This window comes from Pontibacter virosus (genome assembly GCF_003096355.1).
Lineage (GTDB): Bacteria > Bacteroidota > Bacteroidia > Cytophagales > Hymenobacteraceae > Pontibacter > Pontibacter virosus.
In genome coordinates, this window is sequence record NZ_QEKI01000023.1 from 12945 (window position 1) to 39913 (window position 26969).

Annotated in this window: 25 protein-coding genes; 9 read left to right on the plus strand and 16 right to left on the minus strand. The window is 49.3% G+C overall.

Annotation, left to right across the window (positions count from 1 at the left end; all coding sequences use genetic code 11):
* The first annotated feature begins 78 nt into the window (after positions 1-78).
* On the plus strand, positions 79-1593 hold the full coding sequence (locus C8E01_RS20675) for an HTTM domain-containing protein (protein WP_116545361.1): 1515 nt from the start codon (positions 79-81) through the stop codon (positions 1591-1593).
* Between the two features lie 46 nt (positions 1594-1639).
* Here the strand turns inward: C8E01_RS20675 and C8E01_RS20680 are convergent, their stop codons facing one another.
* From C8E01_RS20680 to C8E01_RS20695, 4 genes are all read right to left on the minus strand, one after another.
* Positions 1640-2086 carry a hypothetical protein gene (locus C8E01_RS20680; RefSeq protein ID WP_116545362.1) on the minus strand — a complete coding sequence of 149 codons (447 nt, stop codon included), beginning with the start codon at positions 2084-2086 and terminating at the stop codon, positions 1640-1642.
* Positions 2087-2222: 136 nt separating this feature from the next.
* The gene (locus C8E01_RS20685) at positions 2223-2558 is read right to left on the minus strand and encodes a hypothetical protein (protein ID WP_116545363.1); all 336 of its coding nucleotides are present in this window, start codon (positions 2556-2558) and stop codon (positions 2223-2225) included.
* Between the two features lie 392 nt (positions 2559-2950).
* A complete protein-coding gene (locus C8E01_RS20690) occupies positions 2951-4207 on the minus strand; it encodes a zinc dependent phospholipase C family protein (protein WP_116545364.1) in 1257 nt (418 codons plus the stop codon).
* A 65-nt stretch (positions 4208-4272) separates the two neighbouring features.
* On the minus strand, positions 4273-5064 hold the full coding sequence (locus tag C8E01_RS20695) for a phosphatase PAP2 family protein (protein WP_116545365.1): 792 nt from the start codon (positions 5062-5064) through the stop codon (positions 4273-4275).
* A gap of 139 nt (positions 5065-5203) precedes the next feature.
* Between C8E01_RS20695 and C8E01_RS20700 the strand changes: the two genes are divergently transcribed.
* On the plus strand, positions 5204-5764 hold the full coding sequence (locus C8E01_RS20700; RefSeq protein WP_116545366.1) for a DUF4864 domain-containing protein: 561 nt from the start codon (positions 5204-5206) through the stop codon (positions 5762-5764).
* Between the two features lie 28 nt (positions 5765-5792).
* On the opposite strand, the gene C8E01_RS20705 is transcribed toward C8E01_RS20700, so the two are convergent.
* Both C8E01_RS20705 and C8E01_RS20710 read right to left on the minus strand, forming a co-directional pair.
* Entirely contained in the window at positions 5793-6272 is a 480-nt protein-coding gene (locus tag C8E01_RS20705) for a GNAT family N-acetyltransferase (RefSeq protein ID WP_116545367.1), read from the minus strand.
* An 80-nt stretch (positions 6273-6352) separates the two neighbouring features.
* Positions 6353-6847, minus strand: a complete 495-nt coding sequence (locus C8E01_RS20710; protein ID WP_116545368.1) for a CHRD domain-containing protein — start codon at positions 6845-6847, stop codon at positions 6353-6355.
* A 160-nt stretch (positions 6848-7007) separates the two neighbouring features.
* Between C8E01_RS20710 and C8E01_RS20715 the strand changes: the two genes are divergently transcribed.
* Positions 7008-7598: a membrane-associated protein gene (locus C8E01_RS20715; RefSeq protein WP_116545369.1), complete on the plus strand. Its 591-nt coding sequence runs from the start codon at positions 7008-7010 to the stop codon at positions 7596-7598.
* Between the two features lie 51 nt (positions 7599-7649).
* Here C8E01_RS20715 and C8E01_RS20720 read toward each other — a convergent pair whose 3' ends face one another.
* The 4 genes from C8E01_RS20720 to C8E01_RS20735 form a co-directional block, all read right to left on the minus strand.
* Positions 7650-8747: an efflux RND transporter periplasmic adaptor subunit gene (locus C8E01_RS20720; protein WP_116545370.1), complete on the minus strand. Its 1098-nt coding sequence runs from the start codon at positions 8745-8747 to the stop codon at positions 7650-7652.
* Between the two features lie 41 nt (positions 8748-8788).
* Positions 8789-10039 (minus strand): ABC transporter permease, encoded by a 1251-nt coding sequence (locus tag C8E01_RS20725; RefSeq protein WP_116545371.1) that lies wholly within the window; start codon positions 10037-10039, stop codon positions 8789-8791.
* A gap of 165 nt (positions 10040-10204) precedes the next feature.
* Positions 10205-11449 (minus strand): ABC transporter permease, encoded by a 1245-nt coding sequence (locus C8E01_RS20730; RefSeq protein WP_116545372.1) that lies wholly within the window; start codon positions 11447-11449, stop codon positions 10205-10207.
* 52 nt (positions 11450-11501) lie between these two features.
* Positions 11502-12227, minus strand: a complete 726-nt coding sequence (locus C8E01_RS20735; protein WP_116545373.1) for an ABC transporter ATP-binding protein — start codon at positions 12225-12227, stop codon at positions 11502-11504.
* Between the two features lie 309 nt (positions 12228-12536).
* On the opposite strand from C8E01_RS20735, the gene C8E01_RS20740 reads away from it, so the two are divergent.
* Positions 12537-13109, plus strand: a complete 573-nt coding sequence (locus C8E01_RS20740) for a hypothetical protein (protein WP_116545385.1) — start codon at positions 12537-12539, stop codon at positions 13107-13109.
* Here C8E01_RS20740 and C8E01_RS20745 read toward each other — a convergent pair.
* The 6 genes from C8E01_RS20745 to C8E01_RS20770 form a co-directional block, all read right to left on the minus strand.
* Positions 13106-13885, minus strand: a complete 780-nt coding sequence (locus C8E01_RS20745; protein ID WP_116545374.1) for a pentapeptide repeat-containing protein — start codon at positions 13883-13885, stop codon at positions 13106-13108. The genes C8E01_RS20740 and C8E01_RS20745 overlap by 4 nt on opposite strands.
* A gap of 86 nt (positions 13886-13971) precedes the next feature.
* A complete protein-coding gene (locus tag C8E01_RS21775) occupies positions 13972-14148 on the minus strand; it encodes a hypothetical protein (protein ID WP_165820704.1) in 177 nt (58 codons plus the stop codon).
* 173 nt (positions 14149-14321) lie between these two features.
* Positions 14322-15725, minus strand: coding sequence for a dihydrolipoyl dehydrogenase (gene lpdA, locus C8E01_RS20755; RefSeq protein WP_116545376.1), 1404 nt, complete (start codon positions 15723-15725; stop codon positions 14322-14324).
* A gap of 31 nt (positions 15726-15756) precedes the next feature.
* Positions 15757-16113, minus strand: coding sequence for a four helix bundle protein (locus tag C8E01_RS20760; RefSeq protein WP_116545377.1), 357 nt, complete (start codon positions 16111-16113; stop codon positions 15757-15759).
* A 109-nt stretch (positions 16114-16222) separates the two neighbouring features.
* A complete protein-coding gene (gene odhB, locus C8E01_RS20765) occupies positions 16223-17812 on the minus strand; it encodes a 2-oxoglutarate dehydrogenase complex dihydrolipoyllysine-residue succinyltransferase (protein ID WP_116545378.1) in 1590 nt (529 codons plus the stop codon).
* Positions 17813-17932: 120 nt separating this feature from the next.
* Positions 17933-20689, minus strand: coding sequence for a 2-oxoglutarate dehydrogenase E1 component (locus tag C8E01_RS20770; RefSeq protein ID WP_116545379.1), 2757 nt, complete (start codon positions 20687-20689; stop codon positions 17933-17935).
* 277 nt (positions 20690-20966) lie between these two features.
* On the opposite strand from C8E01_RS20770, the gene C8E01_RS20775 reads away from it, so the two are divergent.
* The 5 genes from C8E01_RS20775 to aspA all read left to right on the plus strand — a co-directional run bounded on the left by C8E01_RS20775 (position 20967) and on the right by aspA (position 26563).
* Positions 20967-21446 (plus strand): very short patch repair endonuclease, encoded by a 480-nt coding sequence (locus C8E01_RS20775; RefSeq protein ID WP_116545380.1) that lies wholly within the window; start codon positions 20967-20969, stop codon positions 21444-21446.
* A gap of 77 nt (positions 21447-21523) precedes the next feature.
* Positions 21524-23257, plus strand: coding sequence for a M28 family metallopeptidase (locus tag C8E01_RS20780; RefSeq protein WP_116545381.1), 1734 nt, complete (start codon positions 21524-21526; stop codon positions 23255-23257).
* A gap of 325 nt (positions 23258-23582) precedes the next feature.
* Positions 23583-23813, plus strand: a complete 231-nt coding sequence (locus C8E01_RS20785) for a hypothetical protein (protein ID WP_116545382.1) — start codon at positions 23583-23585, stop codon at positions 23811-23813.
* A 130-nt stretch (positions 23814-23943) separates the two neighbouring features.
* Positions 23944-25128, plus strand: coding sequence for a ribonuclease D (locus C8E01_RS20790; RefSeq protein WP_116545383.1), 1185 nt, complete (start codon positions 23944-23946; stop codon positions 25126-25128).
* 25 nt (positions 25129-25153) lie between these two features.
* Positions 25154-26563, plus strand: coding sequence for an aspartate ammonia-lyase (gene aspA / locus C8E01_RS20795; RefSeq protein ID WP_116545384.1), 1410 nt, complete (start codon positions 25154-25156; stop codon positions 26561-26563).
* The last annotated feature ends 406 nt before the right edge of the window (positions 26564-26969 follow it).

Sequence of the window (26969 nt, forward strand, 5' to 3'; positions counted from 1 at the left end):
GGCACTGATAAGTAAAAAGGCAAGTACCTCTTCGGTCTTTGCCTTTTTGCTTTTTTAACCATAACCCTTAATTACACCATGCATCAACTGCAACAATACTTGCACCGTGTTTTTACAGTTGACCTGCGAGCCCTGGCCGTGATGCGCATTTGGGTAGCCGGCATCATTATAACTGACCTGGCTATACGTGCCACCGATCTCGAGGCGCACTATTCAAACATGGGTGTATTGCCGCTGCATGTGCTGCATCAATTTGGCTGGCATCCCTACCACTTCTCCTTCCATACCTTAAGCGGGCTCTGGCAGGTGCAGGCCGTACTGTTTCTGATAGCCGCCGTTTTTGCCGTTTTCCTACTCCTGGGGTATAAGACGCGCACAGCCACCATTATTAGCTGGGTGCTGCTTGTATCGCTTCAAAACCGGAACACCTTTATAGCACAGGGAGGAGATGATCTTCTCCGCATGCTGCTCTTCTGGGGTATGTTTCTGCCTTGGGGAAAGTGCTACAGCTATGATGCTGCCAAAGCTCCAAGGCCTGCGTTGCAGCAAACCACCTATTTCAGTGCGGCGACAGTGGCCTACATCATGCAGATTTTCCTGGTTTACTTCTGCACGGCCTTGCTCAAAAACTCACCGGAGTGGCACACCGAAGGCACCGCCCTCTACTACGCCCTCAGCCTCGACCAGATCCTGATGCCCGTCGGCAAACTGATATACCCCTACCCGGAGCTACTGAAATTCCTGACGCTCAGCGCCTGGTATACTGAATTGCTGCTTCCCTTTCTGCTGTTGATTCCCTTTTACAACCATGTATGGCGGCTTGTCGTGGTCGGAGTCCTGTTCATATTCCACATCAGCATCAGCCTGACCTTGTTTGTCGGTCTGTTTTACCTCATTAATATCGCCTCCATCTCCGGTTTGCTCCCGCCACAGGCCATGAACTGGGCGGAGCGAAAGTTCTTCACCTCATTCAGAAGACCATTGTCAGGTCAGTTTCAGCGCATATTCAAAGGCTTTAGAAGTCCGGCTCAGCTGCGGCTGCAGATTAGCATGCAGAAGCCGATGCTTTCCAAGCAACAGTTGCAGTACGCCCGCGAAGGATTTGTAACTTTTGTGCTGATTTACTGCATCTGGTGGAATCTGGCAGGAGCAACTGCCCGGGTGCCCACCATGCCGGATTCTACCACCTGGTTTGGCAACCTGCTGCGCGTAGACCAGCGCTGGGGCATGTTCGCCCCAGCTGTGTTTAAAGATGATGGTTGGTATGTGTTGGAAGGCCAGGCAGCCAACGGCCAGCTTATCGATTTGAACCGTGAGGGGAAGGAAGCAGATTACGCCAAACCTGCCTCCGTTATGAGCATGTTTAAAAACGACCGCTGGCGTAAATACTCTGAAAATTACCTGTTTGTGCACTATGCATTTCTCAGGCCCTACTATTGCAACTACCTGGTGCGCCGCTGGAACGAAGCACACCCAACCAATCCTGTAAAAGAACTGCAGGTAGTATACATGAAAGAGTATACCCTGCCCGATTACCAGCCAGTTGTGCCCCAAAAAGAAGTGCTCTGCATCTGTGCCAATCTACCAGAGTAGACCAATCACAGGTACAGAGCACAAGGTGATGCCTTGATATCAGGTATCAGCACTTTTTGTCGTTGCAGGCGAGTGTGCTGCCTACAGCAGCGGCTACCAGGCCACCCAGCAGGTATAGCCCTACTGTCATGGCGCGGGTACTGTTGGTGCGGTTGCTTGGGTCAGAGCCCAGCCCCATTGGACCGGGCAATAACACAGCGCCTGCCCCTGCCCCGGCTCCCAACAGGCTGCCTCGTAACCAGGTATCTTTGCCGGACCCGGCCAGGCTGTAGTACAGTGAGTTTGAAACCACATCACCCACCATGGCCCAGGTACGCAGGGTGCCTGCGGCAGGCGGCTGCGCACCGGCTTTCTTCATAATCTTTGAAATAGCCCGCATCCCCAGCACATCCATGCGGGGTGCCTCAGGTACCAGTCTGCGCAGGGTTTCATGTGCGATCGTTAAGGAAACGGCCCCTGCCAGTCCGCTTACCAGTGCTTTACTTATTCCCATAGTATTCGCTTCTTCATAGAATTATTGAGGTCTTTGTGTTGCTATACGCAGGATTTGCCTTTGTGCTATAGCTGTACGAAACAAAAAGCCGGGTTAATCACCCGGCTTTTTGCCATATAAATTATCGTTGAAACAACTATCTGTTGCTTCCCAGATTCTTATTCAGGTTTCTGTTCAGCTTGTTTTGTGCGTTGGCACTTTTTGAGCCCATTTTACCCGACTTGTTTTTGTTCATCGAGTTCATGGCTACCCAGCCTGCGCCCAGTGCCAGCAAAGAGCCACCTACTACTTTCTGCGTAGTGCTCAGGCCATTCACTTTGTTCATGGTGCTGTTGCCAAACTCCTGCAGTTTGCCTGTCAGGTTGTTCAGGTTTTCTTTCTTGAAAGTGTCCTTCCAGTTCGATTTGCCTGAAGCAGACGATTGGCTGCTTCCAGATAAGTTTCTGGCTGACGACTGGTTTCTGTCGCCCATGCTTGAAGCTGAAGACTGGCTAGAGCCAATATTCGATGTATTTGGTTGTGAGCTGCTCTGAGCTGATGGATTCTGATTCGATTGCGAATTCTTATTCGTTTTGTTTTCCATAGTTAAGTTTGTTTTAATTAAACACATGTACACCTCGTCATACGTCCACAGTTGGCTTGATGAGACAGGGTGTCAGACTTATATGTATCGGATTTTGGAGTGTAGGGTTTCACATGCCTCTCATATTCCACGCTGCGCACAAGTCAGGCCTGCAATAATCATATGCGCACCAGCAGCCCAGCAACAAGGCGTATACAGAGATTGTGAGTCTATCCGTAAGCAGTCTAAAGGCTGTACTTTTTAAACCAGGCCATTGCTTATACCTATATCTATGTGCTTACTTACAACTGATGCACCCGCAGCTTTTTGAGGGCTTCTCTTAACTCGGGTCGCTCGTCCTCCTCTACCTCCTGCATCGCTTTTTGTGGTTGATAGAATTGTAGAATGTTTTGTCTTAAAGCAGGGCTCGTGTTTTTGAAATCAGATTTGGCAAGTTTTTGTAGCAGTTCAGCGTACGTCTCGTCCGTTAGTTTGTAGTCGCCGGGTTTCACTGGCTCCCCCGTGTCGAGCTGCATATTAGCCAGCTTTAGTTGGCCTTGTTGCCTGAGCTGCTTTATAAGTTCTGTGTAATTCTCGACGGTGGTGTTAAAGCTATGATAGAATAGTTTCTCTGCCTCGGGGGTTGGCGGCTTAAAGGCAAGTGTCCGGAAAGGCCCTAGTTTGGGGAGCACCTTAATGATCCAGGCTGCGAAACGAGCGAATATATTAGGTCTATCGTAGTCTGTGCCATAGGTCTTGTTAAACTCCGCACGCTTCATGTGGTAGTGAAATTTGTTGCGGGTTATACTTGGGCTTGCCTCTTGTATGTCACTTTTCTTGGCCTGCCAGGCGGCTTTGGTCAGGTCAGGTATAAAACCACGAATGGTATAGCGGTAGGTCCCGATCGCCAGCGGCACGTTCATAAACACGTCGTTCAGCTCAAGCCCATACGTTTCCAGAAATGTGCGTTCCAATAACTCCTTCGACACCTTGAACCCGATAAAAGACTGGTATTCCTCAGGCGCGTAATTGCCTCGTGCCACCTGCAGCACGTCAAAGCCGAACTCTGTTTTGATGTGCGACACGGCATCTTGAGCATACGTTACCTCTTTCCCATGCTCAGCTCCAACCTTAGGATACACCAGCGCCACCGCTTTGTTGGTCCCCAATGGGTGCCCGTGTATGTCGGCATTGTAGTGCGACAAGGCGCCAAGCGCAAAGCTGTACTCTTCTATTGTAGTGGATGATTTGATGAGGTTTTCTACAAAATCACCACTGTGAACATAGTGGGTCAGGTCTGTGAAAAAGGTGTTGCCAAACGGAAAGTAGCCCATGTCCTGCACAATAGAACCCCCATAGGCATGTGCATGCGCCTGTTGCAGATCCTCGTCTGTCGCGTTGGGAAAACGCTTGCGCAGCAGGGGCTCGATAGAGTCTTTCCAGGCAGCATCGATAATGGCCTGGTGCGTGAGGACGCCATAGGCGCGCGCAGTGGTCGTCGTTAGAAACAGGTATATAAACAGGGCCAAATAGCTTAGCCTCTTAAGGGTGCAGTTCATGATAGTAGGTATGCGTCAGGCATTATACGCAGAAGCTGCACAATAGATAGTATAGGAACTATATTCTAGGGGGAAGCACGCAGCTCTTTCCGGGCTCTGAGGTAGCTCATCACTTCTACAATGCTGATCCCCAAAAGAACCCACATGGCGCCTAGGAGAAAGCCCGCCAGTACATCCGACAGAAAATGCACCCCCAGGTATATTCTGCTGAAACCTACCAGTAAAATCAACACCCCGGCTCCGGCCAGTACGACGTTGCGCGAGCGCCTACGGTGCAGGTGGCGGTACCCGAAGTAGGCCAGTATACCCCACAGCGCCATGCTGGTTGTGGCATGCCCGCTCGGGAATGAAAAGTTGTGCTCTGGATAGAAAGCCACCTCGGTGGGGCGATCGCGGCTTATAAACTTCTTTCCATACTGCACCGACAGTCCTGTACCCGCCATCGTAAGCCAGAAAGCCAGCACCGCTGTGTAGCGCCGGTTGTATAAGAACACAATGGTGGCCAGCCCGCCGATGGCAAACACCGCTTCCCGGGTGCCCAGTTGCGTGAGGGCATAGAAGGTCTGGCTCAGCCACTCGCTGCGCATGTTGTAAAGGAAGGTCGTGAAAGCTTGGTCAATATGTACCACTCCCTCCGATTCGACCACATCTTCGGTCAGTTGGGAGAGCAATGCGGCGTTGAAGCCTATCACCAGCAGCAGGATAGAGAGCGGCAACCCAATAAAGCTGGTGGTATCGAAGCGGCGCAGCAGAAACCGGGCAAGCCCCGGAAATCGCTGGTACAGCCGCTGCACCAGTGGTTGCTTTGCCAGCCAGCCGCGGATAGCTTGGAAGAAATATGTCAGAAAGTGGAGCATAAAGGAAAAATCCAACTCTTATACGCAATCTTCTCAATTCGATATACGCAAAAGAGCATTTACCCGCAAAAAATAACTGTTTACATGGCAGAATGATTTATTAACAACTAATTAGCTCTATATAAAGTACATATTGAACATGAGAGGGTTTGAAAATATGTACGACAAACTCCTGCTCGGTGTAGGAGTCGTATTGCTGGTGATGCTGTGGGTACAGTTTCCGGCTATGCCCGAGATGAATGCGGAAGATCATGTTCGCTACACCTCGGACGAAGCCAGGACGGTTATGAACTCAAAAGCCCGGTTTCTGAAGCCCTCCAAGACACTTTCTCCCCGCCAGGTTATCAAGATTCAACTCCACGCCCTGCAAAGAAACGATATGACCGATAGTGGCATCATCACGGTTTTCAATTTCTCGTCGCCAACCAGCCGTGTTAGTTTAGGACCGCTCAACCACTTCCGGATGATGGTGCGTGACCCGGCCTATAGCCCCATGCTCAACTTTGTTTCATACAAACCCGGAAAGATGGTGATAACAGACAACACGGCCTATCAACTCGTGGTCATCAAAGGGGCAAATGGGGAGCAGGTACCTTATCTGTTCATACTAGCCAAGCAGCGGAAGGGCATGTACAAAGGCTGCTGGATGACAGTGGGGGTTGCCCGCCAGGACATAAGCCGCCAAACCAGCCTGATCTAAGGGCTATACCTGTAGACTTATACTTTTCTTACAAAGGCAATTCCATTTTGATGTCGGCACGCTCGTAAATGCTGGGCGGCATCGGCACTTCCACAAAACCTAATCTGCGGTACAGGTTCAGGGCCGTCTCAAGTCTTCTGTTTGAAACCAGGTATACCATACGGGCACCGACTTCACGCGCCTTTTGGATGGCCGCCTCACCTAAAAGCTTCCCGATCTTCAGGCCCTGCGCCTTGGGGGTCACCGCCATTTTAGCCAGTTCATATACGCTCTGTCCATCGTTAATCAGCGCACAAGTTCCCACGATCTCGCCTTGGTAGTTCGCCATCAAAATAAAACCTCCTTTGTCGATGATGTAGCTTTGCGGATTACCCAACGATTTGTGGTCGGCCTCTTCCATTACAAAATAACGGGTGATCCACTCTTCGTTGAGGGCCCGGAACGCGCTGGCGTGCTGTGGTTCAAAATCAAGTATCTGTACGGTAGCTTCTGTAGTAGCCAAGTGCATAAGGTATTCTAATTTGCCACAAAGGTACGGCTATACCTGCATGATTGTCAACCAAAAGAAATTTACCTTTCACCGCACTCTTAGTTTTCCCCACGCAACAGCTGCCCTCGCAGCTCACCGTTTGGGTAGGTGCTGCTGTGTATGTTCAGGTACCACCTGCCGTCGAGCAACTGCTCTTCTTCCGTCGGGGTTAACTCCCTTGTCGTGCCCGTCATTGAACCGGTATGGCTGTCTGTGTGATTTTCGATCGGTATCACGACAGGAGCATTCTCGGTAGCAAGAGCCGGACCATGAAAGTGTATGCCTACTGTGTTGTCATCCGCACTTCCGAGCGTCCAACTGAAATTATACGTCAGTATCCGGGTGCTCCGGTCGTAGGTAGCGGTGAGTGAGCCCGATCCGCTTGTGGCTACGGTCGGCACCTCATTTTCGCCGGACAGCTCTACATTGGTAAATTCAATTTCACTTTCGAGCATGTCATCCGTCTCGTCATCGTCGCAGGCATAGGCAAAGCCACTCAGTAAAACCAACAGATAAAATACTGCCCTTCTTATACTTAAATCCTCACGTTTCATAAGACAACATTTTAATATATTATAAATCAATCCCTTACATAGTTTACTCGAATGATCGCCAATTGTTAACTATCAGGTATAATTTGATATTCCATTTGATCCTATTCCATCCTTTCGGAGCGAAGTCAGGTATAAGATGATCGACCAAAACTTTTGTTCTATGTCCGAATCCATCCCACTTTGGTTGCCGATCGCCTATACCTTGTTTTTGCTGGTACTGGTGCCGGTGTATTGGAAGCACTATGGGCCGGGCAATTTCCTGTGGTTTTCGGATGTGGCGCTGTTCTCGGTCGGCATCGTGCTCTGGACGGAAAACCAACTTTTGCTGAGCATGATGGCGGTGGGCGTGCTGGGACTGGAACTTGTCTGGAACCTGGATTACTTCGGGCGCCTGCTCACCGGCAAAGAGCTTCTGGGCCTGAGCGATTATATGTTCCACCGGGACAAGAGCCTGTTTTTGCGCGGACTGTCGCTGTTTCATGTATTCCTGCCGGCCATCGTGATCTGGCTGCTCATTGAATGTGGTTATGACACCCGCGCCATCTGGTACCAAACGGCACTAGCGTGGGTGGTGCTGCCACTCAGCTATTCCCTCACCGACCCCAAAGAGAACGTGAACTGGGTATACGGCTTCGGCAGCGAACCTCAGACAGCTATACCAAAGGGGCTGTACTTTGCATTGTCCATGCTGTTTTTCCCGATTTGCATCTTCATACCTTCACATTTCATTTTGCAATGGGTGTTTAACTGAGCATAAAAAAGCGGGCATGACCCGCTTTTTTTACTCACCTTAAACAAACAGTTAAATATTCTGAGGCGCATTCGCATCTGGCACTTTCACTTTCTCCGAAGTCTTCAGTCCTGATACTACCTCAATGTTGATGCCGTCTGACAGGCCGGTTTTCACTTCGCGTTTCTCAAAAACCTGCGGAGCAGTCTCCACTTCCACAAACGACTTGTCTTTCTCAAACTTGAGCAGGCTCTCCTTTACTGCCATTACTTTTTCGCGCTTGTCGAGTACGATATCGGCGTTGGCGCTATACCCTGCCCGGATAAAGTCCTTCTCGTCGAGCAGCACTTTGGCGCGGATCGGAAATTTGATGGAGCCCTCTTCCAGCACGCCTTTCGGGGCAATGTACTCGAGCTTGGCATTGAACACGCGGCCTTCGATAGCGCCGATAGTCAACAACAGGTCCATGTCTTCTTTTAGCTTACCCACTTCCGACTCGTCGATCTTGCCCTCAAATATCAGGGTGCGCATGTCGGCTACCGAGGCGATGGTGGTGCCCTCATTGAAGTTGTTGCGCTCGATAATGGAGGTACCCACTTTAACCGGAACGTCCAACAGCATGCCGTCGATGGTGGAGTAGACTAAGTTAGAGGCCTGCCCGCTGCGTTTGGAAGCGCCTTCGCGTACGAGTTGCAGGTTGCTCTCCGCCGACTGCAGGGCTTCACGCTTCAGGTTATAGTCAGCTTTAAAGCGGCGGTACTCCTGTTCGGCGATCACCTTCTGCTCGTAGAGCTGCTCGTGGCGAGCCAGTTCGCGCCTGGCCTCTTCGAAATTGATGCGTGCTGTTTCCAGCGTATTCTGAGCGTTGTTCACGTTCACGATGTTCGGCACGATCTTGATCTTGGCCAGTAGTTGCCCTTGCTTCACGATCTGCCCGGCCTCCACGTACAGTTCTTCCACGATGCCCGACACCTGCGACTTCACCTCCACTTCTTTGCGCGGCACGATGGAGCCGGTGGCCACCGTCTTCTTCACGATGTCTGTCTCAAAGGGCTCTTCCGTTTTATACACAATAGGATCGGTGTTGGCTTTGTTGTAGAAGTACCGTCCCAGCCAAACAGATGCGGCCAGTATGACAATCACGAACAGTCCGATAAAAACCTTTTTCATAGTGGTTATTCAATTATAATCTTGTTGATTTGATGCTATAATTACTCTTCCTGCAGGGCTACGACCGGATTCACACGGGCCGCCTTGGTGGCAGGTATAAGCCCAGCCAAAGCGCCGGCCACCACCAGTAACACAGTCGCCGTCACAGCCACAGTAGGGTTTACTTCAGGCGGCCCGAAGAAGCCCGCCTGCACATTATTATCCACCATAAAACCCTCGATGGTCGCGATAAGCCCGGTGCCAGCCAGCAAACCGATGTAGCCCGCAAAACCCGTGATCACGATGGACTCCTGTATGATCAGGCTCACGATAGAAAATGGCGTTGCGCCAAGTGCCTTGCGTATACCGATCTCCTTGGTTCGCTCTTTCACCACGATAAGCATGATGTTGCCCACCCCGATGATACCGGCGATGATGGTGCCGATGCTCACCAGCCAGCTAAAGCCCGCTATACCTGCAAACAGCCCCTGCACATCCTGAAACTCTTTCTCCACATTGGCCGAGCCGAAAGCCTTGAGGTCGGTTGGGGCTACTTTGTGACGTTTCATCAATAAAGCTTTTACTTTCTCCTCCACCACCGCGGCCGGCACACCGGGCTTGGGCGTCATGGCGAAGAAGTTCACCTGATTGGGCTGGTTAAAGGCCTGTTGCAAGGTCGTGTTAGGTATAAAAATGGTCTGGGCGTCCTGCACCACGTCTTCGTCTTTGCCTAGTGGCTTGAAAGTGCCCACTACCTGAAAGTAAATACCTTTGATGCTGATATACTTGCCGATTGGGTCATCGCCTTCCCCAAACAAAAGTTCCAAAGTACGCGGCCCGACCACGGCTACTTTGCGGCGCTCTTCCACATCTTTCTGGTTGATGAAACGGCCACTTACCACATTCGTCGGCTTGACGTGCAGTACCTCTGGCGTTTCTCCGTTCACGGTAAAAGCTGAGCTTTTGGTACCGTATACCACTGAGAAGCTACCTTGTAGTTGGTTGCTCGGCGCAATCACACCTACCTCCGGTACAAATGTCCGAATGGCTTCTATATCGTCGTTCGTCATCTGGATGAAGCGCCCCGCTTTCAAGCCCATGTAAGGCACACTGGTGCGCTGCGTCCACACAAACACTGCATTCTTGGCCACGTTAAACTCAGCCGTTATACCTTTCTCCAGTCCGCGACCAGCACCCAGCAAAAGCACCAACATGAAAATGCCCCAGAACACCCCAAAGGCAGTCAGCGCCGTACGCAGCTTATGCTTTTTTACGGTGTTATAAATCTCGGTCCATTTATCAATGTCGATCATAGTTGGATTGAGTGAGTTAGTGAATTTTGATTTAGTGAATGAGTGACCTTTTATTTATTAAATACTTCTAATGTCTTTCCTGTTAGCTATACCTTATGAAATTCTGAACGAAATATCTGAGTATGAAAATTAATCACTCATCCACTCCACCACTCATTCACAATTCTAACTTGCCCTCAGCGCTTCTATCGGTTTAATCCTAGCAGCTTTGAGAGCTGGCATCAGCCCGGCCAGGGCTCCTGAAATCACCAGCACCGCTGTTGCCGCCAGCGCTACGCTAGGGTCTACTTCCGGATTGGCGAAGAAGGGCGCTTCCGCACCAGACGATTCCATTAAGTACTCCAAGCCAGCGAGCACACCTGTGCCTGCCAGCAAGCCGAGGTAACCCGAGAATGCCGTAATCACCACAGACTCCTGCAGGATCAGGCTCACGATGGAGAAGGGTGTTGCCCCCAGGGCTTTGCGTACCCCGATTTCGCGGGTACGCTCCTTCACGATGATCAGCATGATGTTGCTCACGCCCACAATGCCGGCGATTAGAGTCCCTATGCCCACTATCCACACAAATATCTTGATGCCATTGAAGAGCCCCATCACTTTCAAAAATTCCGCCTCTGTATTCTCTACCCCAATGGCCATCTTATCTTCGGTCGAAAACTTGTGACGCTCAGCCAGCAAATTGCGCAGACGGTCTTCCATGTCTTTGGCACTCACGCCTGGTTCGGCTACCAGCGCCATCATCTGGACTTGGTTGGGTTGGTTAAAAGCGGCCTGCAAGGTCGAGAAAGGGATGTACGCCCGCTCTTCGCGGCGACTGCTGTTATTGCCGCGCATCTTAAAAGTGCCTACCACTTTAAAGTGTATCCCTTTGATGTTGACGTATTCACCCACCGGATCAGCCTCTCCGAAGAGTACTTTGCTTACCTGATCTCCTATCACGACCACTTTGCGTTTTTCACGCTCGTCAATCTCGTTTAGCAATCGGCCTTTGAACGGAATTTCGCCGTTGATTTTCAGGAAGCCCGGCTCGGCGCCAAACACCTGGTAAGAGCCATTCTGTGTTTTGTAATTGATGGTGAACTCGCCCATTACCCGGTTACGCGGTGACAGTATCTGGACGTTGTCCACGTCGCGGTGCACCGACGCTATATCCTGGTTGGTTAGTTTGATCTCACGGCCCGGCGACATGCCCTTGTGGGCCAGCGCTGTCTTGCCAGTCCAGATGTAAATACTGTTCTTGGCTCCGGCTCCGAAGCGGTTGTATACCCCATTCTCCAGGCCCTTACCCGCGCCCAGCAACAGTACCAGCATAAAGATGCCCCAAAACACGCCAAAGGCGGTCAGGAACGTGCGCAGCTTGTTTTTCTGCATCGTCCCTAGTATCTCCTGCCATTTGTCGAGGTCGAACATCTTTTTTGTTGTTGATTGTTAACTTGTTAATTGCTGTAAGATCTAAGCATCCTTAACTCTTGGCAGCTACAGCTTCCGCCGCCAGTATGGCTTCTTCCGCATTTTGCCCATGGTCGTTGTGCACGATCAGGCCGTCTTTGAGTCGGATGACGCGGTGAGTCTGGGCGGCAATGTCGTTTTCGTGCGTCACGATCACCACGGTCATGCCTTTGCTGTTCACATCTTTGAAGATATCCATCACGTCATAAGAGGTCTGCGTGTCGAGGGCGCCTGTCGGTTCGTCGGCCAAGATCAGTTTGGGCTGCGAAATAAGCGCTCTGGCAATGGCAACCCGCTGTTTCTGCCCACCTGACATTTCGTTGGGCGAGTGCTCTGCCCAGTCTTTCAGGCCCACCATGTCGAGGTACTCCAGTGCCAGTTTGTTGCGTTGTTTGCGGCCCACGTTCTGGTAATAAAGTGGCAAGGCTACATTCTCCATGGCATTTTTGAAAGAAAGCAGGTTGAAGGACTGGAACACAAAGCCCAGAAACTTATTGCGGTAGTAAGCCGCTTTCGAAGCCGACAAATTCCGGATAGGTGTACCCGCTAAGGTATAGCTGCCGCTGTCGTAGTCGTCAAGGATGCCGAGAATATTGAGCAAAGTGGATTTGCCGGAGCCCGAGGAGCCCATGATCGAGACCAGTTCGCCTTCCTCTATGTGCATGTCAATTCCTTTGAGCACATGCAGTTTGTTGTGCCCCACCGCGTAGTATTTGTGTATATTTTCCAGCTGTATCATAGGCGGCAGACAAAAATAATGGCAAATAAAGTACAAGTATTTACTAAACAAGGTGCGCTATATAGTACTAAGTTTTCTAAATACTATACCTACAGGAAGATTATATCGATTGATAGGTATAGTTTGTCTATCAATGGATTATCCATTCTCGGAGTAGTTCTGATTACCCTAATCCTTATTTAAGTTAAAACGAAACTAAATACCTGACTATTTTACCCTGTTCATGATAAAGATGAGATGGACAGGCAAGAGGTTGCCTGCGCTTTGGAAAATAATTTACTTGTTATACCTCACCTGCGTAGAAAAGCTATGCACCAATCAGACCTGCCCCAGCCTATCCTCTTTCATCCTTTGAAGCATCACCTGGGGTACATCCGGCAGTTCATACAGAATAATGTAGAGGCGGAGGATGCATTTCTGAGGGCACAGCTCAAGACGGTAGGCAGTTCTCAGCTCGACCTATACCTGGGTGAGTTATCCGCTCAGCTGATTGCAGATGAAACCATCCTATACCTGCAAAAGCACCACAATTTTGATCCAGAAGCATACCGGCTATTTCTATCAGATAAGGAGTCAAGCTATGGGTTAATCACATTGTCTGACGGGAGCAAGTGGGTGTTGCGTTGGGGCGTAGTCGAAGGAAGGCACGTGCATCTTCACCCGGCCAGGTATAGCCAGTATACGATCAGGGTGAAGGCAAACATCCTCAAAACAGCTGTGGCAGTGCAAGTGGCGGTTCGAAGGTATAAACAACCACTGAGTTTGGCGCTGGTTAACCAGGTGCGTACCCAGTGGCTGGAACTACCTCCCATACCTGCCTCCTTAAGGAGCGGAACATTTGAAAGATTGGTCTACTTGCTCGACGACAAGGAAACCAGTTAGTTGGCAGTTCGGCTAAAGACCATTCGGTTGTTGACTTTTGTATACTTAAAGTCCTCATCGCCTCTGAACATGGCCCTTTGCAAGTTCATGTTATTAGCCACTTTGGTGTACTTGAAGTTAGCTAAACCCCTAAAGTCTGCCGCCTTAAAATCAGCGTCTCCACTGAACTTGGCATATTTGAAATTCGCCTCTCTTTTGAAAGAAGCATTCCCGAAACTTGTCTCCTCAGGGAATGCCACATACTTGAAGTTGGCCTCTTCATCAAACTTCGCATTACTGTAATCGGCTGATTTCGAAAACTTACTATACTTGAAGTTTGCCTCGTGCCGGAAATTGCTGCCTGCAAAAAATACCTCTTCTTTGAACTTCGAGTACTTGAAAGCACTATATCCTTCAAACACGCAGTTCTCGAAGCGGACTGCTTTGTCAAAATTGGTGTTATACACTTCGTTTTTCTTGTTGAGGAGCTTTATATCCTGGTTATCCGGATTGTAATAGGCCAGTACGTCGTCTTTGAAAGTGCAGTTCACAAAGGTCAGGGGTACTTTTACGGTGCTGGTATACTCCTTTGTGCTATTCTTACTGCCTGCTTTTTTCTCGAGGCGCATGTTGTCCAGGCGTGTCAAGTCCAGCAATCCCACGATCACAGCATCTTTATAAGTCATAGCCTCGCCACGGTTTATCTTAGTGATGATTTCTGAGGCATTTACTTGTGTTTGTGCCCAAGTTAAGAAAGGCACTGCCAGCAGAAGCAGGAATAGGAATGATTTTTTCATGGTTTTAAGGTATAAGTTTGGAGTCGAATATCAGCTTATACCCTCTAGATGAAGCAAGTCCATGAATGGTTGCCTGACTACATTTTTTATTCTTCCAGAAACTGCACGATGGTGCGCGCCACAATCCAGTAGATGAGAAAAGCGAGGATGAAAACGGTGCCGAACAGCAAGACCTTTTCCAGCAGGCTGGAGCTAATTATCTGGCAGGTATAACTCGCGACCAAAAATGGCAGCAGGATGCCGAGCCCTATCATGATTTTCAATGCTTTGTCGAAAGATGGTTGCGGCTCGTTCAAAGCTACATTTGGCTTAAGGTTTCATGTTTTAATACAACGTAAAACCTCACAATAGGTTTATCATCGCTATATAGTTATAAAACAAAACAGCACCACTCTTTTCGAGTGATGCTGTTTCTGCTTCAATAATTAATTCTTAATTAGATATGCAGGGCGCGGTTTTCCGTCGCGGCCAGGCAAGCCTCTTTGATGGCTTCTGTATACGTTGGGTGCGCATGGCTCATACGGGAAATGTCCTCTGCCGAAGCACGGAATTCCATCGCTACTACTGCCTCTGCAATCAGGTCGGCTATACGCGGACCGATCATGTGCATACCCAGGATTTCGTCAGTCTCCTTGTCAGCCAGTACCTTCACGAAACCATCCGTGTCCATCGACGCTTTGGCACGACCCGATGCTTTGAACGGGAACGAACCGGTCTTGTAAGCACGGCCCTGCTCTTTCAGCTGCTCTTCAGTATAGCCTACGCCTGCCACTTCCGGCCAGGTATACACCACACCCGGAATCAGGTTGTAGTTGATGTGCGGCTTCTGTCCTACGATGGTCTCTGCCACAAACACGCCTTCTTCTTCGGCTTTGTGGGCCAGCATCGCGCCACGCACCACGTCACCAATGGCATAGATGCCCGGCACGTTAGTCTCCAGGTGGTCGTTTACGGCAATCATACCGCGCTCTCCCATCTGCACACCGGCGTTCTCCAGACCCAGTCCTTCAGTATAAGGCTTGCGGCCCACCGAAACCAGCACGTAGTCGCCGTCAAACGTAACTACTTCGCCTTTCGGATTCTCAGCCGTCACAGTCACGGTTTCGCCTTCGTTGGTAGCGCCTGTTACTTTGTGGTTGAAGAAGAACTCGAAACCCAATGTTTTCTTGAGCACACGCTGCAGCTCTTTACCGAGCGAACGGTCCATGGTCGGGATGATTGAGTCCATGTACTCCACCACCTGTACTTTAGTGCCTAGGCGGGCATACACAGAGCCCAGTTCCAGACCAATCACACCCCCACCGATCACGATCATTTTCTTCGGTACCTCTTTCAGTTCCAAAGCTTCTGTAGACGTAATAATGCGCTTCTTATCGATTGGCAGGAATGGCAGCGCAGTTGGCTTAGAACCCGTCGCGATGATGGTTTTGTCTGTCTCGATCTGCTGCTCCTGGCCGTCTATACCTGCTATTTTGATGGTGTTCTTGTTCACGAAAGAACCCATACCATAGTAAGTATCGATCTTGTTTTTCTTCATCAGGAAGGCGATGCCGTCATTATTCGACTTCACCACGCCCGCCTTGCGGTTGATCATCTGCTCGATGTTCACCTGCAGGTCATTCAGCTCAATGCCGTGCTCCTTAAAGGTATGCGCCGCGTTGTGGTAATGCTCTGATGAATCAAGGAGTGCTTTGGAAGGTATACAGCCCACGTTCAGGCAGGTACCGCCCAGCACATTGTACTTCTCTATAATAGCGGTTTTCAGGCCCAGCTGCGCGCAGCGTATAGCCGCCACATACCCGCCAGGACCAGAACCGATTACGGTTACATCGTATTTCACTTTTTTCTAGTTAAGAGTTAAAAGTTATGAGTTAAGAGTTGTTCTTTTTCGAAGTAAGAATGATGCTACTTAACATCTTTTGCAACTCAATACAGTCTTTGTGAATACTTTCAAAGGCTGCTGTTTCAATTAAATTAACTGCATGTAGCAGTCTTAACCAATAGCTTGTTTCCCGTACCTCTTTCAGGGCTATATGCAGCTTATGAATAAAATCAGGTTTGGATTGCGCGGCTACAGCTTCTTCTGTATTTGCCCCTGTCGATGTACCGCTTCTGACCAATTGCTTAGCGAGTATAAACTCCTGTCTTTGGTCTTTCAGGTATAAATAAAGCTTGGTAATCCTAATGGCAAACTGAAATGATTTTTGAGCTATAATACTATCAGCCATGGTTTTAGATAGTTAAAAGTTTAGAGTTATGAGTTAAAAGTTAATTACGAAGATTTTAATCATTCATTTAAACCAACTTTTAACTCATAACTTTTAACTCTTAACTACTTTATACGCCAAGAAGCAATCTCATCGGATCTTCGAGCAGTTCTTTCACACGCACCAGGAAGCTCACTGACTCACGGCCGTCGATGATGCGGTGATCGTAAGAAAGGGCCAGGTACATCATTGGGCGAATCTCCACTTGTCCGTCCACGGCTACCGGGCGCTGCACGATGTTGTGCATACCTAGTATAGCCGACTGCGGCGCGTTGATGATCGGCGTTGACATCATGGAACCGAACACACCACCATTGGTGATCGTGAAGGTACCGCCTGTCATCTCCTCAATTGAAAGCTTCCCATCGCGTGCTTTCTTGGCCAGACGGATTACTTCTTTTTCAATGCCATCCAGTGTCAGACTTTCCGCGTTGCGAATAACCGGCACTACCAGACCTTTTGGTGAGGAAACAGCGATCGACACATCCACGAAATCATTAAAGATCATGTCGTTGCCATCGATCTGTGCATTTACAGCAGGCCACTCCTGCAGGGCGACCGTACAGGCTTTCGTGAAGAAGGACATAAAACCTAAGCCTACTTCGTGTTTCTCTTTGAACTTATCTTTGTACTTGGCACGGATGTCCATAATCGGCTTCATATCCACCTCGTTGAAGGTAGTCAGCATGGCCGTTTCGTTTTTCACTTGTACCAGGCGGCGGGCAACTGTTTTGCGCAGTGAGCTCATCTTCTCGCGGCGCTGGTTACGCTCGCCTGAAGCAGCTGGCGCGGCGGCAGTTTCCTGCTTAGCAGCAGGAGCAGCGGCAGGCTGTGCAGCAGGTCTTGACTGAGCACCCATCGCATCTTCTTTCGTAATGCGACCGTCGCGGCCTGTACCTTGCACATCAGCTGGGTTGATGCCTTTCTCCGAAAGGATCTTGCCGGCAGCCGGTGATGGTGTGCCGGAAGCATACGCCTGGGCACCAGATGGAGCAGCAGCGGCTGGCTGAGAAGCCTGCTGGGCAGCAGGAGCGCTTGGTTGAGCGGCTGGCTGAGCAGCGCCGGCACCTGCACCCTGCACAATGCGGCAAAGCAATCCACCGATCTCTACCGTGTCGCCTTGCTGGGCTACGATCTGCAGCGTACCTGCGGCTTCAGCCGGCAATTCAAAAGTCGCCTTGTCTGACTCCAGTTCAGCAATTACCTCATCCATTTCTACATGGTCGCCGTCGTTTTTCAACCAGCTGGCAATCGTCACCTCCGTGATGGACTCGCCTACGGTTGGCACGCGCATCTCTTTTGTCTCACCGGCACCCTGTGCAGCGGCAGGAGCAGACTCCTGTGCAGCCGGGGCAGCGGCAGTTGCAGTTGGTGCAGCAGTTTCTTGTTTAGCGGCTGGAGCAGCAGGGGCGCCACCAGCTTCGCCGTTTTGCTCGATGCGGCAGATCGTGGCACCCACCTCAATGGTATCGCCTTCCTGCGCAACGATGCGTAAAATGCCTGCGGCTTCTGCTGGCAGTTCGAATGTGGCTTTGTCAGATTCCAGCTCCGCAATCACCTCATCCATCTCTACCCGGTCGCCGTCTTTCTTTAGCCACTGGGCTATGGTCACCTCAGTGATGGACTCACCTACGGTAGGCACTTTAACTTCTAAGCTCATATTTTCTATCGATTATGAATTACGAATTAAGAATTACGAATCATTACCCAATAATGACGAATGATTAGTGGGTAATTACAGCCCACTGGTCATTCGCCACTATTGGGTAATCATTATGAATTAAATAGCGAAGGCGCGTTCAATCAACTCCGCTTGCTCCTTGCCGTGTATTTTGTTATACCCGGTTGCAGGCGAAGCACTTGGTTTACGGGCCACCAGGTCTTCCACGCCGTTGCGCATCACACGCAGCACGTACATCCAGCCACCCATGTTTTCCGGCTCCTCCTGTACCCAGTATACATTGGCGTTCTTGTACTTACTCAGTTCAGCTTCTAACTGCACTTTCGGGAATGGCGCCAGCTGCTCCATACGGATAATGGCTACATCCTTGCGCTTGTTTTTCTGCTGCTCTTCCAGCAGGTCGAAGTATACCTTGCCAGTACACAGCAGTACTTTCTTCACTGACTTGGCCGATGCGTAGTCATCACCGATTACCTCCCGGAAGCCTCCCTTTGTGAATTCCTCTATAGGAGACACCACGTTCGGATGACGCAGCAACGACTTCGGCGCCATGTTGATGGCCGGCTTGCGGAATGGCAATGCCAGTTGGCGACGCAGGAAGTGGAAGAAGTTGGCTGGGGTCGTGATGTTGGTCACAAACATGTTGTACTCAGCAGCCAGCTGCAGGAAGCGCTCAGGACGGGCATTGGAGTGCTCCGGTCCCTGACCTTCGTAACCGTGCGGCAACAGCATCACCACCCCGTTCATACGCTGCCACTTAGACTCCGTGGCAGCCACAAACTGATCGATCATTACTTGTGCTCCGTTGGCGAAATCACCAAACTGCGCTTCCCAAATAACGAGTGCGCTCGGGTTGGCCATTGCGTAGCCGAACTCAAAGCCCAGCACGCCATACTCTGACAGCAGCGAGTTGTAGATCTCCAGTTGGCGCTGCTCGTCCTGTATATAATTCAAGCTGTTATAAGGAGCGCTTGTGTTGGCATCGCGGAGCACGGCATGGCGGTGCGAGAACGTACCGCGCTGCACATCTTGTCCGCTTAGGCGCACAATCTTACCCTCTACCAGCAAAGAACCGTAAGCCAGCAACTCGGCAGCGGCCCAGTTCAGCTGACGCGTATCAAAGAACATCTCTTTACGGTCTTTCAGGAGCTTCTCGATTTGCTTCAGCGGCTTAAAGCCCTGTGGCACCGTTGAAAGGGCTTTACCTACGCGTTCCACTACTTCAGGCGCTATACCTGTTTCAGGCGACTGGTTGAAGTCTTCCGGTTTGGAGCGGCGCAGTGTCTGCCATTCCTTCTCCAGGGACTGGTAGTTGTAAGGCAAAGGTTTCTGCTTCACCATGTCCAGGCGGTCCTGTAGCATCTGACGGAACTCTTTGTCCATCGACTGTGCCAACTCCGCATCAATTTCACCGCGGGTGATCAGGTTCTTATTGTATACCTCACGTGGATTCGGGTGCTTCGAAATCAGGTTATACAGGTGTGGCTGCGTGAACTTCGGTTCGTCTGCCTCGTTGTGGCCATGACGGCGGTAGCAGACCATGTCGATGAAGATGTCGTTGCCGAACATCTGACGGTACTCCGTGGCCAGACGCACGGCAAATACCACTGCTTCCGGATCATCGCCATTCACATGCAGCACTGGCGCGTCGATAATTTTAGCCACGTCTGTGCAGTAAATAGAAGAACGGGCATCTTCGAAATCGGTCGTAAAGCCTACCTGGTTATTGATCACAAAGTGAATGGTACCGCCTGTCTGATAGCCTTTCAGCTTCGCCATTTGCGTTACCTCATACACAATGCCCTGGCCGGCCAGAGCGGCGTCGCCGTGAATCAGGATAGGAACGATCTGCTTCGGATCGCGCTCATACATGCAATCAATCTTGGCACGCACGAAACCTTCCACTACAGGGTTCACCGCCTCTAAGTGCGATGGGTTTGGTGCCAGTTTCAGATTAACCGTGTTGCCGGATGTAGGGGTAACCACCTCTGAAGAGAAGCCCATGTGGTACTTCACGTCACCATCGCCCATGGTCAAGTCTGGTGTGGCAGTGCCTTCAAACTCCGAGAAAATCTGCTCATAGGTTTTGCCCATGATGTTGGCCAGCACGTTCAGTCGACCACGGTGCGCCATACCTATCACCACTTCTTTGGCACCCAGATCAGAGGCCTTGTCGATGATGGCATCCAGGGCAGGTATAGTCGTTTCGCCACCTTCCAGCGAGAAACGCTTCTGACCCAGGAATTTTGTGTGAAGGAAGTTCTCGAATACTACCGCTTCGTTCAGTTTAGATAGAATGCGCTTTTTGTATTCTATACCCGGGTTAAAGGCCGGGAATTCCTTCTCTATTTTGTTTTGCAACCATTTGAGCACTTCAGGGTCGCGGATGTACATGTACTCAAAGCCGATCGGCCCTTCGTAAATTTGCTGCACCGTCGCCACGATGTCGCGCAATTTGGCAGGTCCGATACCGATCACTTCCCCTACCTGGAACACGGTATCCAGATCGGCCTCCGACAGACCAAAGTCTTTCAGGTCAAGCAGGGCTTTGCGGTCTTTGCGCTCGCGTACCGGGTTAGTTTTAGAACGCAGGTGACCGCGGCTACGGTAGGCATATATAAAGTTGCGAACAGCTACTTCTTTGTCTGATAAGCCGGCTGAAGTGCCTTTGGCCGGAGCGGCTACTGGAGCTCCTTCAACCTCGTGACCGTTTTCGTTGTAGGCTGTTGAAAAGTCAAAACCTTCGAAGAATTTGCGCCATCCAAAGTCAACTGACTCCGGATCCTGCTGATAAGCTTTATACAGCTCATCAATATAGGCTCCGTGCGCATTTGCGATATAGGTATATTTATCCATAACTAATGTTTACGGCTGTGTGTAAAGGCAAAGTTAAGAGTATTTACAACAAATCAAACTTTATACATTCGCATAAGCAAATACACCTGTTTTTCAACACAATAGTATCGCATATAAAATTCAGATATTAAGTGGGAGTGAAGAATGACCCCTTCCGTCATTACCTGTTTCGCTTTGTTGACTGCCTGCATTCAAGTTATCAAATTGAATCCTACCATTATCCGGCACTTTCAGAAAGGACTATTTGTTTAAGTTTATAACATTGCCCTCCCAGGAATTGACTGTTAGAAAAAGAATCAAAAGATATAAAGCGAGCCCCGCACCACTCACAGCCAAAGAGAAGGTAAGCAAGTACATGCGCGGCAACAAAAGTCGCGATACACAGCCTGAACTATTACTTCGGCGTACACTCTGGTATAATGGCCTGCGCGGCTACCGGGTACACTGGCGCAAAGCTCCGGGCAAACCTGACATCTGTTTTCCTTCCCGACGTCTGGCTATTTTCGTGCACGGCTGTTTCTGGCACCGCTGCCCATACTGCCAACCGGCATTCCCCAAGTCTAACCTACGATTCTGGGAGGAAAAGTTTACCAATAACCAATTGCGTGACGAACGCTATAAGGAGCTGTACCGGGAAGCTGGCTGGCAACGCGTTGTTATCTGGGAGTGCCAGCTGTACCAGGATCCCGCCTCCTGCCTCAATCTTATCAGAACACTACACCAGGGCGTTCCAGCCAGTTGGGAAGTAGCTGCCTGATCGAAATCCAGACGACCGTAACTATACGTGTGAATAAAAGTATTATCTTCAGTACTTTAACATACCTAATTAACCCTATGAAAAAAGATATGATCGGTCTGGCTGTGCTCAGCCTGCTGGCTTTTGGTTGTAACGAAAACGCCAGAGAGGTAGCAGACAGTGACAATGACGACCGCAACACTGCAGTTGCCAGTGACACGACTGGCCTGCTTGCCGCACAACAGAGCATTAACGCCAGCGACCTCTTGCAGCATATCCAGGTGCTTGCCTCTGATGAATTTGAAGGCCGCAGTCCCGGCACTGCCGGCGAGGACTCTACAGTAAACTACCTGACCCGCGAGTTTAAGAAGCTGGGCCTGCAGCCTGGCAACCCGAATGGCACTTTTGTGCAGAAGGTTCCCATGTTTGGCTTTACCGCGCAGCCCCAAGCAAACTTTACAGCAGGCGGCAAAACCGTCAACCTTTCCTTCCCGGATGACTATGTGGCTGTGTCACGCCGCTTTGTGCAGGATGTAAACGTCAACAACTCTGACCTGGTGTTTGTGGGCTATGGCATCGTAGCACCGGAATACGGCTGGGATGATTATAAGGGAGTGGATGTAAAAGGCAAGACGATCGTGATGCTCATCAACGATCCGCCTATACCTAGCCCGAACAACCCGGGACAGCTGGACAGCACCATGTTTGGCGGTAATGCCATGACCTACTATGGCCGCTGGACCTACAAATATGAAATCGCTGCCGAGAAGGGCGCCGCCGCTGCCATTATTATCCACGAAACGGGTCCGGCAGGCTATCCTTACGAAGTAGTATCAGGAAGCTGGAGCCGCGAAAACTTCGACATCAGCAATACAGGTAAGAACATGGACCGCCTGGCAGTAGAGTCCTGGATAACGGAGGACAAGGCCCGTGAACTCTTTACGGCCTCCGGCAACAACTTCGAAAAACTAAAGAGCGCCGCTGCCCAAAAGGGTTTCAAGCCTGTTCCCCTGAATGCGCAGGCAAACTTCAAGATCAAAAATCAGTTACGCAAAGTAGAGTCTCAGAACGTGATCGCCAAGCTTGAAGGAGCCGACCCGCAGTTAAAAGATGAATATGTGGTATATACCGCGCACTGGGACCATTTGGGCAAGGATGAGAAACTACAGGGCGACCAGATCTACAACGGCGCCATGGACAATGCCAGCGGCACAGCCGGACTCATCGAACTGGCAAAAGCCTTTACACAGTTACCCGAGAAGCCGAAACGCTCCATTCTATTTCTGGCTGTGACTGCTGAAGAGAAAGGTCTACTGGGCTCTAAGTATTATGCCTCTAACCCACTCTACCCCCTTACTAAGACTCTGGCCAACATCAACATGGATGTGCTCAACCCTTACCATCCGACCGAGGATGTGATTGTGATTGGGTATGGCAACTCTGATTTAGAAGATATACTGCAAGAAGAGGCCCGTACGCAGAATCGTCGGATCGTTCCGGAGGCATCTCCTGAGAAAGGTTCCTTCTACCGCTCCGATCATTTTGAGTTTGCCAAGCAAGGCGTGCCCGCCCTTTATGCAAAGTCAGGTATAGTGGCCCGTGACCAGTCGGCAGATTTCATCACCAAAAAGCAGGAGCAGTACACAGCAGAGCACTACCACAAAGTAAGCGACGAGGTATATGACGACTGGAACCTGGACGGAGCAGTAGAAGATCTACAGCTCTATTTCCGGGTGGGTTACCGGGTAGCAAACGGTACTGCTTACCCAGCATGGCGTGAGAAATCAGAGTTCAGAGCCAAACGAGAGAAGTCGTTATCTGAAGTTCAGTAACTACCACAGCATTTTAAAGTGGAGCCTTTCTGGAATAGCAGGAAGGCTTCTTTTTTATTAACCATTAGCGATTATAACTGCTGAAACAGGATTGGCTCAGTTCCAGCAAATAAATATAATTCTATTTTATACCTGACTCTCTATAATAACCATTCAGCTATCCCTATTTAAGGTCTTGCTTTTCGCACATATAAAAACCTGTTTCACAAGTAAATACACACCATCCAAAGGGATTTTCACAAAAAAAATTAATCTTTGGGGTTACCTTTCCGTATAAACCGAATAAATAAGTACAAATTTACTTGTTTAACAAAAATTGAAAATCATGAAAAAGACAATAAAATTTGCATTCGCAGCATTCGCTTTTTTTGCTTTCACAGCTTGTGGTATTGATAACAACACAGCCACCGAAAATGATCGTATTGATGAGGTAGAGACTTCTGATATTGATGTGGATGCAGATATGGATATGGAAACCGACACTACTTCAGTTATGGATACTACCGTAAATGATGGTGTGGCCGACGAAATCCCAGAAGAGAGACCTATTCAGTAGTATACATAATTTACTTAGTACAAAAGCCCCCTTTCGGTTTGCCGGAAGGGGGCTTTTGCATGCTCGTTCTACTAAAGAAAAATAGCATGTGACGTATGGATATGGCTTAATACTTGTTTAAATTTAGCCAATGGAAAAATTATCTCTAGAAGAAGACGGCGTGGCAATTGTGCTGGTGGCATCTGATATGGATTTGCGTCAGGCCGTGCAGCAATTGGAGCAATGCGATGAACTAGGCCTTGACCTCGAATTTGATCAGAACCGCTATACCTATGGTTTTAACCTTTGCCTGATTCAGATTGCTGATGGCAAAGGAAGGTGCTTTATTATAGATCCGTTTTACATTGATGATCTGAAGCCCTTCTTCGAGTTGATGGAAAACCCGACGATCACGAAGATCATCCATCATTCGAATAACGATATCCTGTTGCTCGATAAAATGGGGTGCTCTGTAAAAGGTATAGTTGACACAGATGTGGCGGCTAAGATCCTAAACTATGAGCGCTCCTCTTTGGCAACTGTCCTCAAAGAAGAATTTGGAAAAGAGATTGACAAATCACAGCAATCCAGCAACTGGAACAAGCGACCGCTCACGGAAGATCAGCTCCGCTACGCAGCTATTGACGTGATATACCTGCATAAGGTAAAGTCTAAGCTACTCCAGGAAATCGAGAAGCTTGGCCGTATGCATTGGCTCAAAGAAGAAGATTCTCTGTTAGAACAGCTGAAGTATACAGAGTCAGAAAATCCGCACCTGCGCCTGAAGCATTCATACCGCCTCAACTTCTATCAACAGTATCTTCTCAAATGGCTTTATAACTTCCGGGAAAACCTGGCGCAACAATTTAATAAACCGGCCCATTTTGTAATTCCTAATGAGGCACTGGTAGAGCTAGCCAATAACCCGAATGCGGATCTGCATGAATGGCTGAATCATACGCGAGGCATACATGGCAACCTGAAAAAGCCTAAAAATGAGCGGCTGCTGCAGGATGCTTTGCAGGAGGCCAAAGACGCAGCCAAGGCCAACCATATCAGTCACGATTATCCGGAACATCGCTTCCAAAGGCCATTGCGCACACCCGAGACAGAACGTCGCAAAGAATTGCTGACAGCGGTGCAGCAGGAAGTTATTGCAAGGTATGGAGAGTACGCTTCTAAACTGATCATCAACCAAAGCCTGATCACAGACTATAGCCAAACCGGCAAGCTACGCTGCAGCAAGAAGTATGGCAGCGACATTTTGCTGGGAGTTGCTCAGGATCTGGGTATAGAAATACACGTCTCAGCTGCTCCCCAACAGACAGGTGAGTGAATAAATTTGTCTATAAGAAAATAGCATGGAAAAAGTAAGGATTGAGCACGACTTCCTGGGAGAAAGAGAAATCCCCAATGAAGTTTATTATGGAATTCAAACGACACGCGCGCTAGAAAACTTTCACATAACAGGTACACCTATTTCAAAAGAGCCCCTTTTCATCAAGGCTTTCGCTTACGTAAAAAAAGCAGCTGCCCTTGCTAACCATAAATGTGGGGTATTGAACAAAGAGGTAACGGATGCGATTGTTTATGCCAGTGATAAACTGATTGCAGGAGAGTACCTCGATCAGTTTGTGACTGATATGATACAAGGAGGTGCCGGCACTTCTGTGAACATGAACGTGAATGAAGTGATTGCCAATATTGGCCTGGAATACCTGGGCCATGCGAAGGGGACTTATAATATCCTTCACCCTAACAACCATGTTAACTGTTCGCAATCGACAAACGATGCTTACCCAACAGCGTTCCGGTTAGCCCTCTATTGGAAGATACAAGCCTTTATTGAAAGTCTTGAGGCTTTACAGCAGGCATTTGGTCGTAAGGCAGAGGAGTTTAAAGAAGTGCTGAAAATGGGTCGCACACAGCTTCAAGACGCTGTGCCTATGACCTTAGGAGCTGAGTTCCATGGCTACGCTACGACTATCCGTGAAGATATCCAACGCTTGCATGAAGTTAAGATGCTGATCTGTGAGATTAACATGGGTGCAACGGCTATAGGTACTTCCATTAACGCACCACAGGGTTACCCACAACTGGTTACAGACATTCTACGAGAAATATCAGATGTACCAGTTGTGCTTGCCGAAGACCTGATTGAGGCAACCTGCGACACAGGAGCTTATGTCCAGGTATCCGGTGTAATGAAGCGCTGCGCAGTAAAGGTATCCAAGATATGCAACGATTTACGTTTGCTCTCTTCAGGACCTAGAGCCGGCCTAAATGAAATCAATCTGCCACGCATGCAGCCCGGCTCTTCTATTATGCCGGGTAAGGTAAACCCTGTTATCCCTGAAGTAGTAAACCAGACGGCTTACTATGTTATTGGAGCAGACATGACAGTGACAATGGCGGCAGAGGCTGGTCAGTTGCAGCTCAACGTCATGGAACCTGTAATAGCTTACAGCCTATTCAATTCATTGACTTTCCTGGAGAATGCCTGCTATACCTTACAAAGCAAATGCATTGATGGTATTACAGCCAATGTTGAGATCTGCCGAAATATGGTCATGAACAGCATTGGCATCGTGACCTCCTTAAATCCGATTTTAGGATATGAAGAGTCAGCATCTATTGCAAAAGAGGCTCTGAATACGGGTAAATCTATCCATGAAATTACGGTACTCGAACGTAAGCTGATTACGCAAGCGAAATGGGATGAGATATTCTCAATGGAGAATTTGATACATCCTAAGTTCATCAACATATAAGTAAAGAGCCAACAACCTATCACAAGAGCGGCCACAGGTTCTACCTGTGGCCGCTCTTGTGCTTATGGACACTCTCTGGTGCTGTAGACCGGAAAACAGTTTACTTAAACCAGAGGAATTAATTGGCGGTTAGTTAAATAATCTAGGTCTCAAACTATGGACTAACTTATGACTCCGCTTGTATCTTTTTGTGTGCTATTGATACATAACATTAGTATAGCTTTTATAACTAAAATATGCTTAGCCGAAATAAATCCAAATAAACTCCATTCGGCATTACAGATTTTCTTCACCTATTGACAACTCCCTGCCCTTCCCTATATCTCTAAACGCGCGCAGCCCCCGGCTCTTTGGGGGGGCCGGGGGCTGTGCTGTTTGTTGGGGTTGGCGGCCACCTACTCTCCCG

Excerpts from the sequence above, each read along its gene's own strand:
- C8E01_RS20675 (WP_116545361.1), top strand. The coding sequence starts at position 79 with ATGCATCAACTGCAACAATACTTGCACCGTGTTTTTACAGTTGACCTG.
- C8E01_RS20695 (WP_116545365.1), bottom strand. The coding sequence starts at position 5,064 with ATGCTCCACTTTCTGACATATTTCTTCCAAGCTATCCGCGGCTGGCTG.
- odhB (WP_116545378.1), bottom strand. The coding sequence starts at position 17,812 with ATGAGCTTAGAAGTTAAAGTGCCTACCGTAGGTGAGTCCATCACTGAG.
- C8E01_RS20785 (WP_116545382.1), top strand. The coding sequence starts at position 23,583 with ATGAAAAAGACAATAAAATTTGCATTCGCAGCATTCGCTTTTTTTGCT.
- C8E01_RS20700 (WP_116545366.1), top strand. The coding sequence starts at position 5,204 with ATGAGAGGGTTTGAAAATATGTACGACAAACTCCTGCTCGGTGTAGGA.
- C8E01_RS20705 (WP_116545367.1), bottom strand. The coding sequence starts at position 6,272 with ATGCACTTGGCTACTACAGAAGCTACCGTACAGATACTTGATTTTGAA.
- C8E01_RS20715 (WP_116545369.1), top strand. The coding sequence starts at position 7,008 with ATGTCCGAATCCATCCCACTTTGGTTGCCGATCGCCTATACCTTGTTT.
- C8E01_RS20690 (WP_116545364.1), bottom strand. The coding sequence starts at position 4,207 with ATGAACTGCACCCTTAAGAGGCTAAGCTATTTGGCCCTGTTTATATAC.
- C8E01_RS20685 (WP_116545363.1), bottom strand. The coding sequence starts at position 2,558 with ATGGGCGACAGAAACCAGTCGTCAGCCAGAAACTTATCTGGAAGCAGC.
- C8E01_RS20770 (WP_116545379.1), bottom strand. The coding sequence starts at position 20,689 with ATGGATAAATATACCTATATCGCAAATGCGCACGGAGCCTATATTGAT.
- C8E01_RS20735 (WP_116545373.1), bottom strand. The coding sequence starts at position 12,227 with ATGATACAGCTGGAAAATATACACAAATACTACGCGGTGGGGCACAAC.
- C8E01_RS20745 (WP_116545374.1), bottom strand. The coding sequence starts at position 13,885 with ATGAAAAAATCATTCCTATTCCTGCTTCTGCTGGCAGTGCCTTTCTTA.
- C8E01_RS20720 (WP_116545370.1), bottom strand. The coding sequence starts at position 8,747 with ATGAAAAAGGTTTTTATCGGACTGTTCGTGATTGTCATACTGGCCGCA.
- C8E01_RS20760 (WP_116545377.1), bottom strand. The coding sequence starts at position 16,113 with ATGGCTGATAGTATTATAGCTCAAAAATCATTTCAGTTTGCCATTAGG.
- aspA (WP_116545384.1), top strand. The coding sequence starts at position 25,154 with ATGGAAAAAGTAAGGATTGAGCACGACTTCCTGGGAGAAAGAGAAATC.
- C8E01_RS20790 (WP_116545383.1), top strand. The coding sequence starts at position 23,944 with ATGGAAAAATTATCTCTAGAAGAAGACGGCGTGGCAATTGTGCTGGTG.
- C8E01_RS20680 (WP_116545362.1), bottom strand. The coding sequence starts at position 2,086 with ATGGGAATAAGTAAAGCACTGGTAAGCGGACTGGCAGGGGCCGTTTCC.
- C8E01_RS20740 (WP_116545385.1), top strand. The coding sequence starts at position 12,537 with ATGCACCAATCAGACCTGCCCCAGCCTATCCTCTTTCATCCTTTGAAG.
- C8E01_RS20710 (WP_116545368.1), bottom strand. The coding sequence starts at position 6,847 with ATGAAACGTGAGGATTTAAGTATAAGAAGGGCAGTATTTTATCTGTTG.
- C8E01_RS20725 (WP_116545371.1), bottom strand. The coding sequence starts at position 10,039 with ATGATCGACATTGATAAATGGACCGAGATTTATAACACCGTAAAAAAG.
- C8E01_RS20730 (WP_116545372.1), bottom strand. The coding sequence starts at position 11,449 with ATGTTCGACCTCGACAAATGGCAGGAGATACTAGGGACGATGCAGAAA.
- C8E01_RS20780 (WP_116545381.1), top strand. The coding sequence starts at position 21,524 with ATGAAAAAAGATATGATCGGTCTGGCTGTGCTCAGCCTGCTGGCTTTT.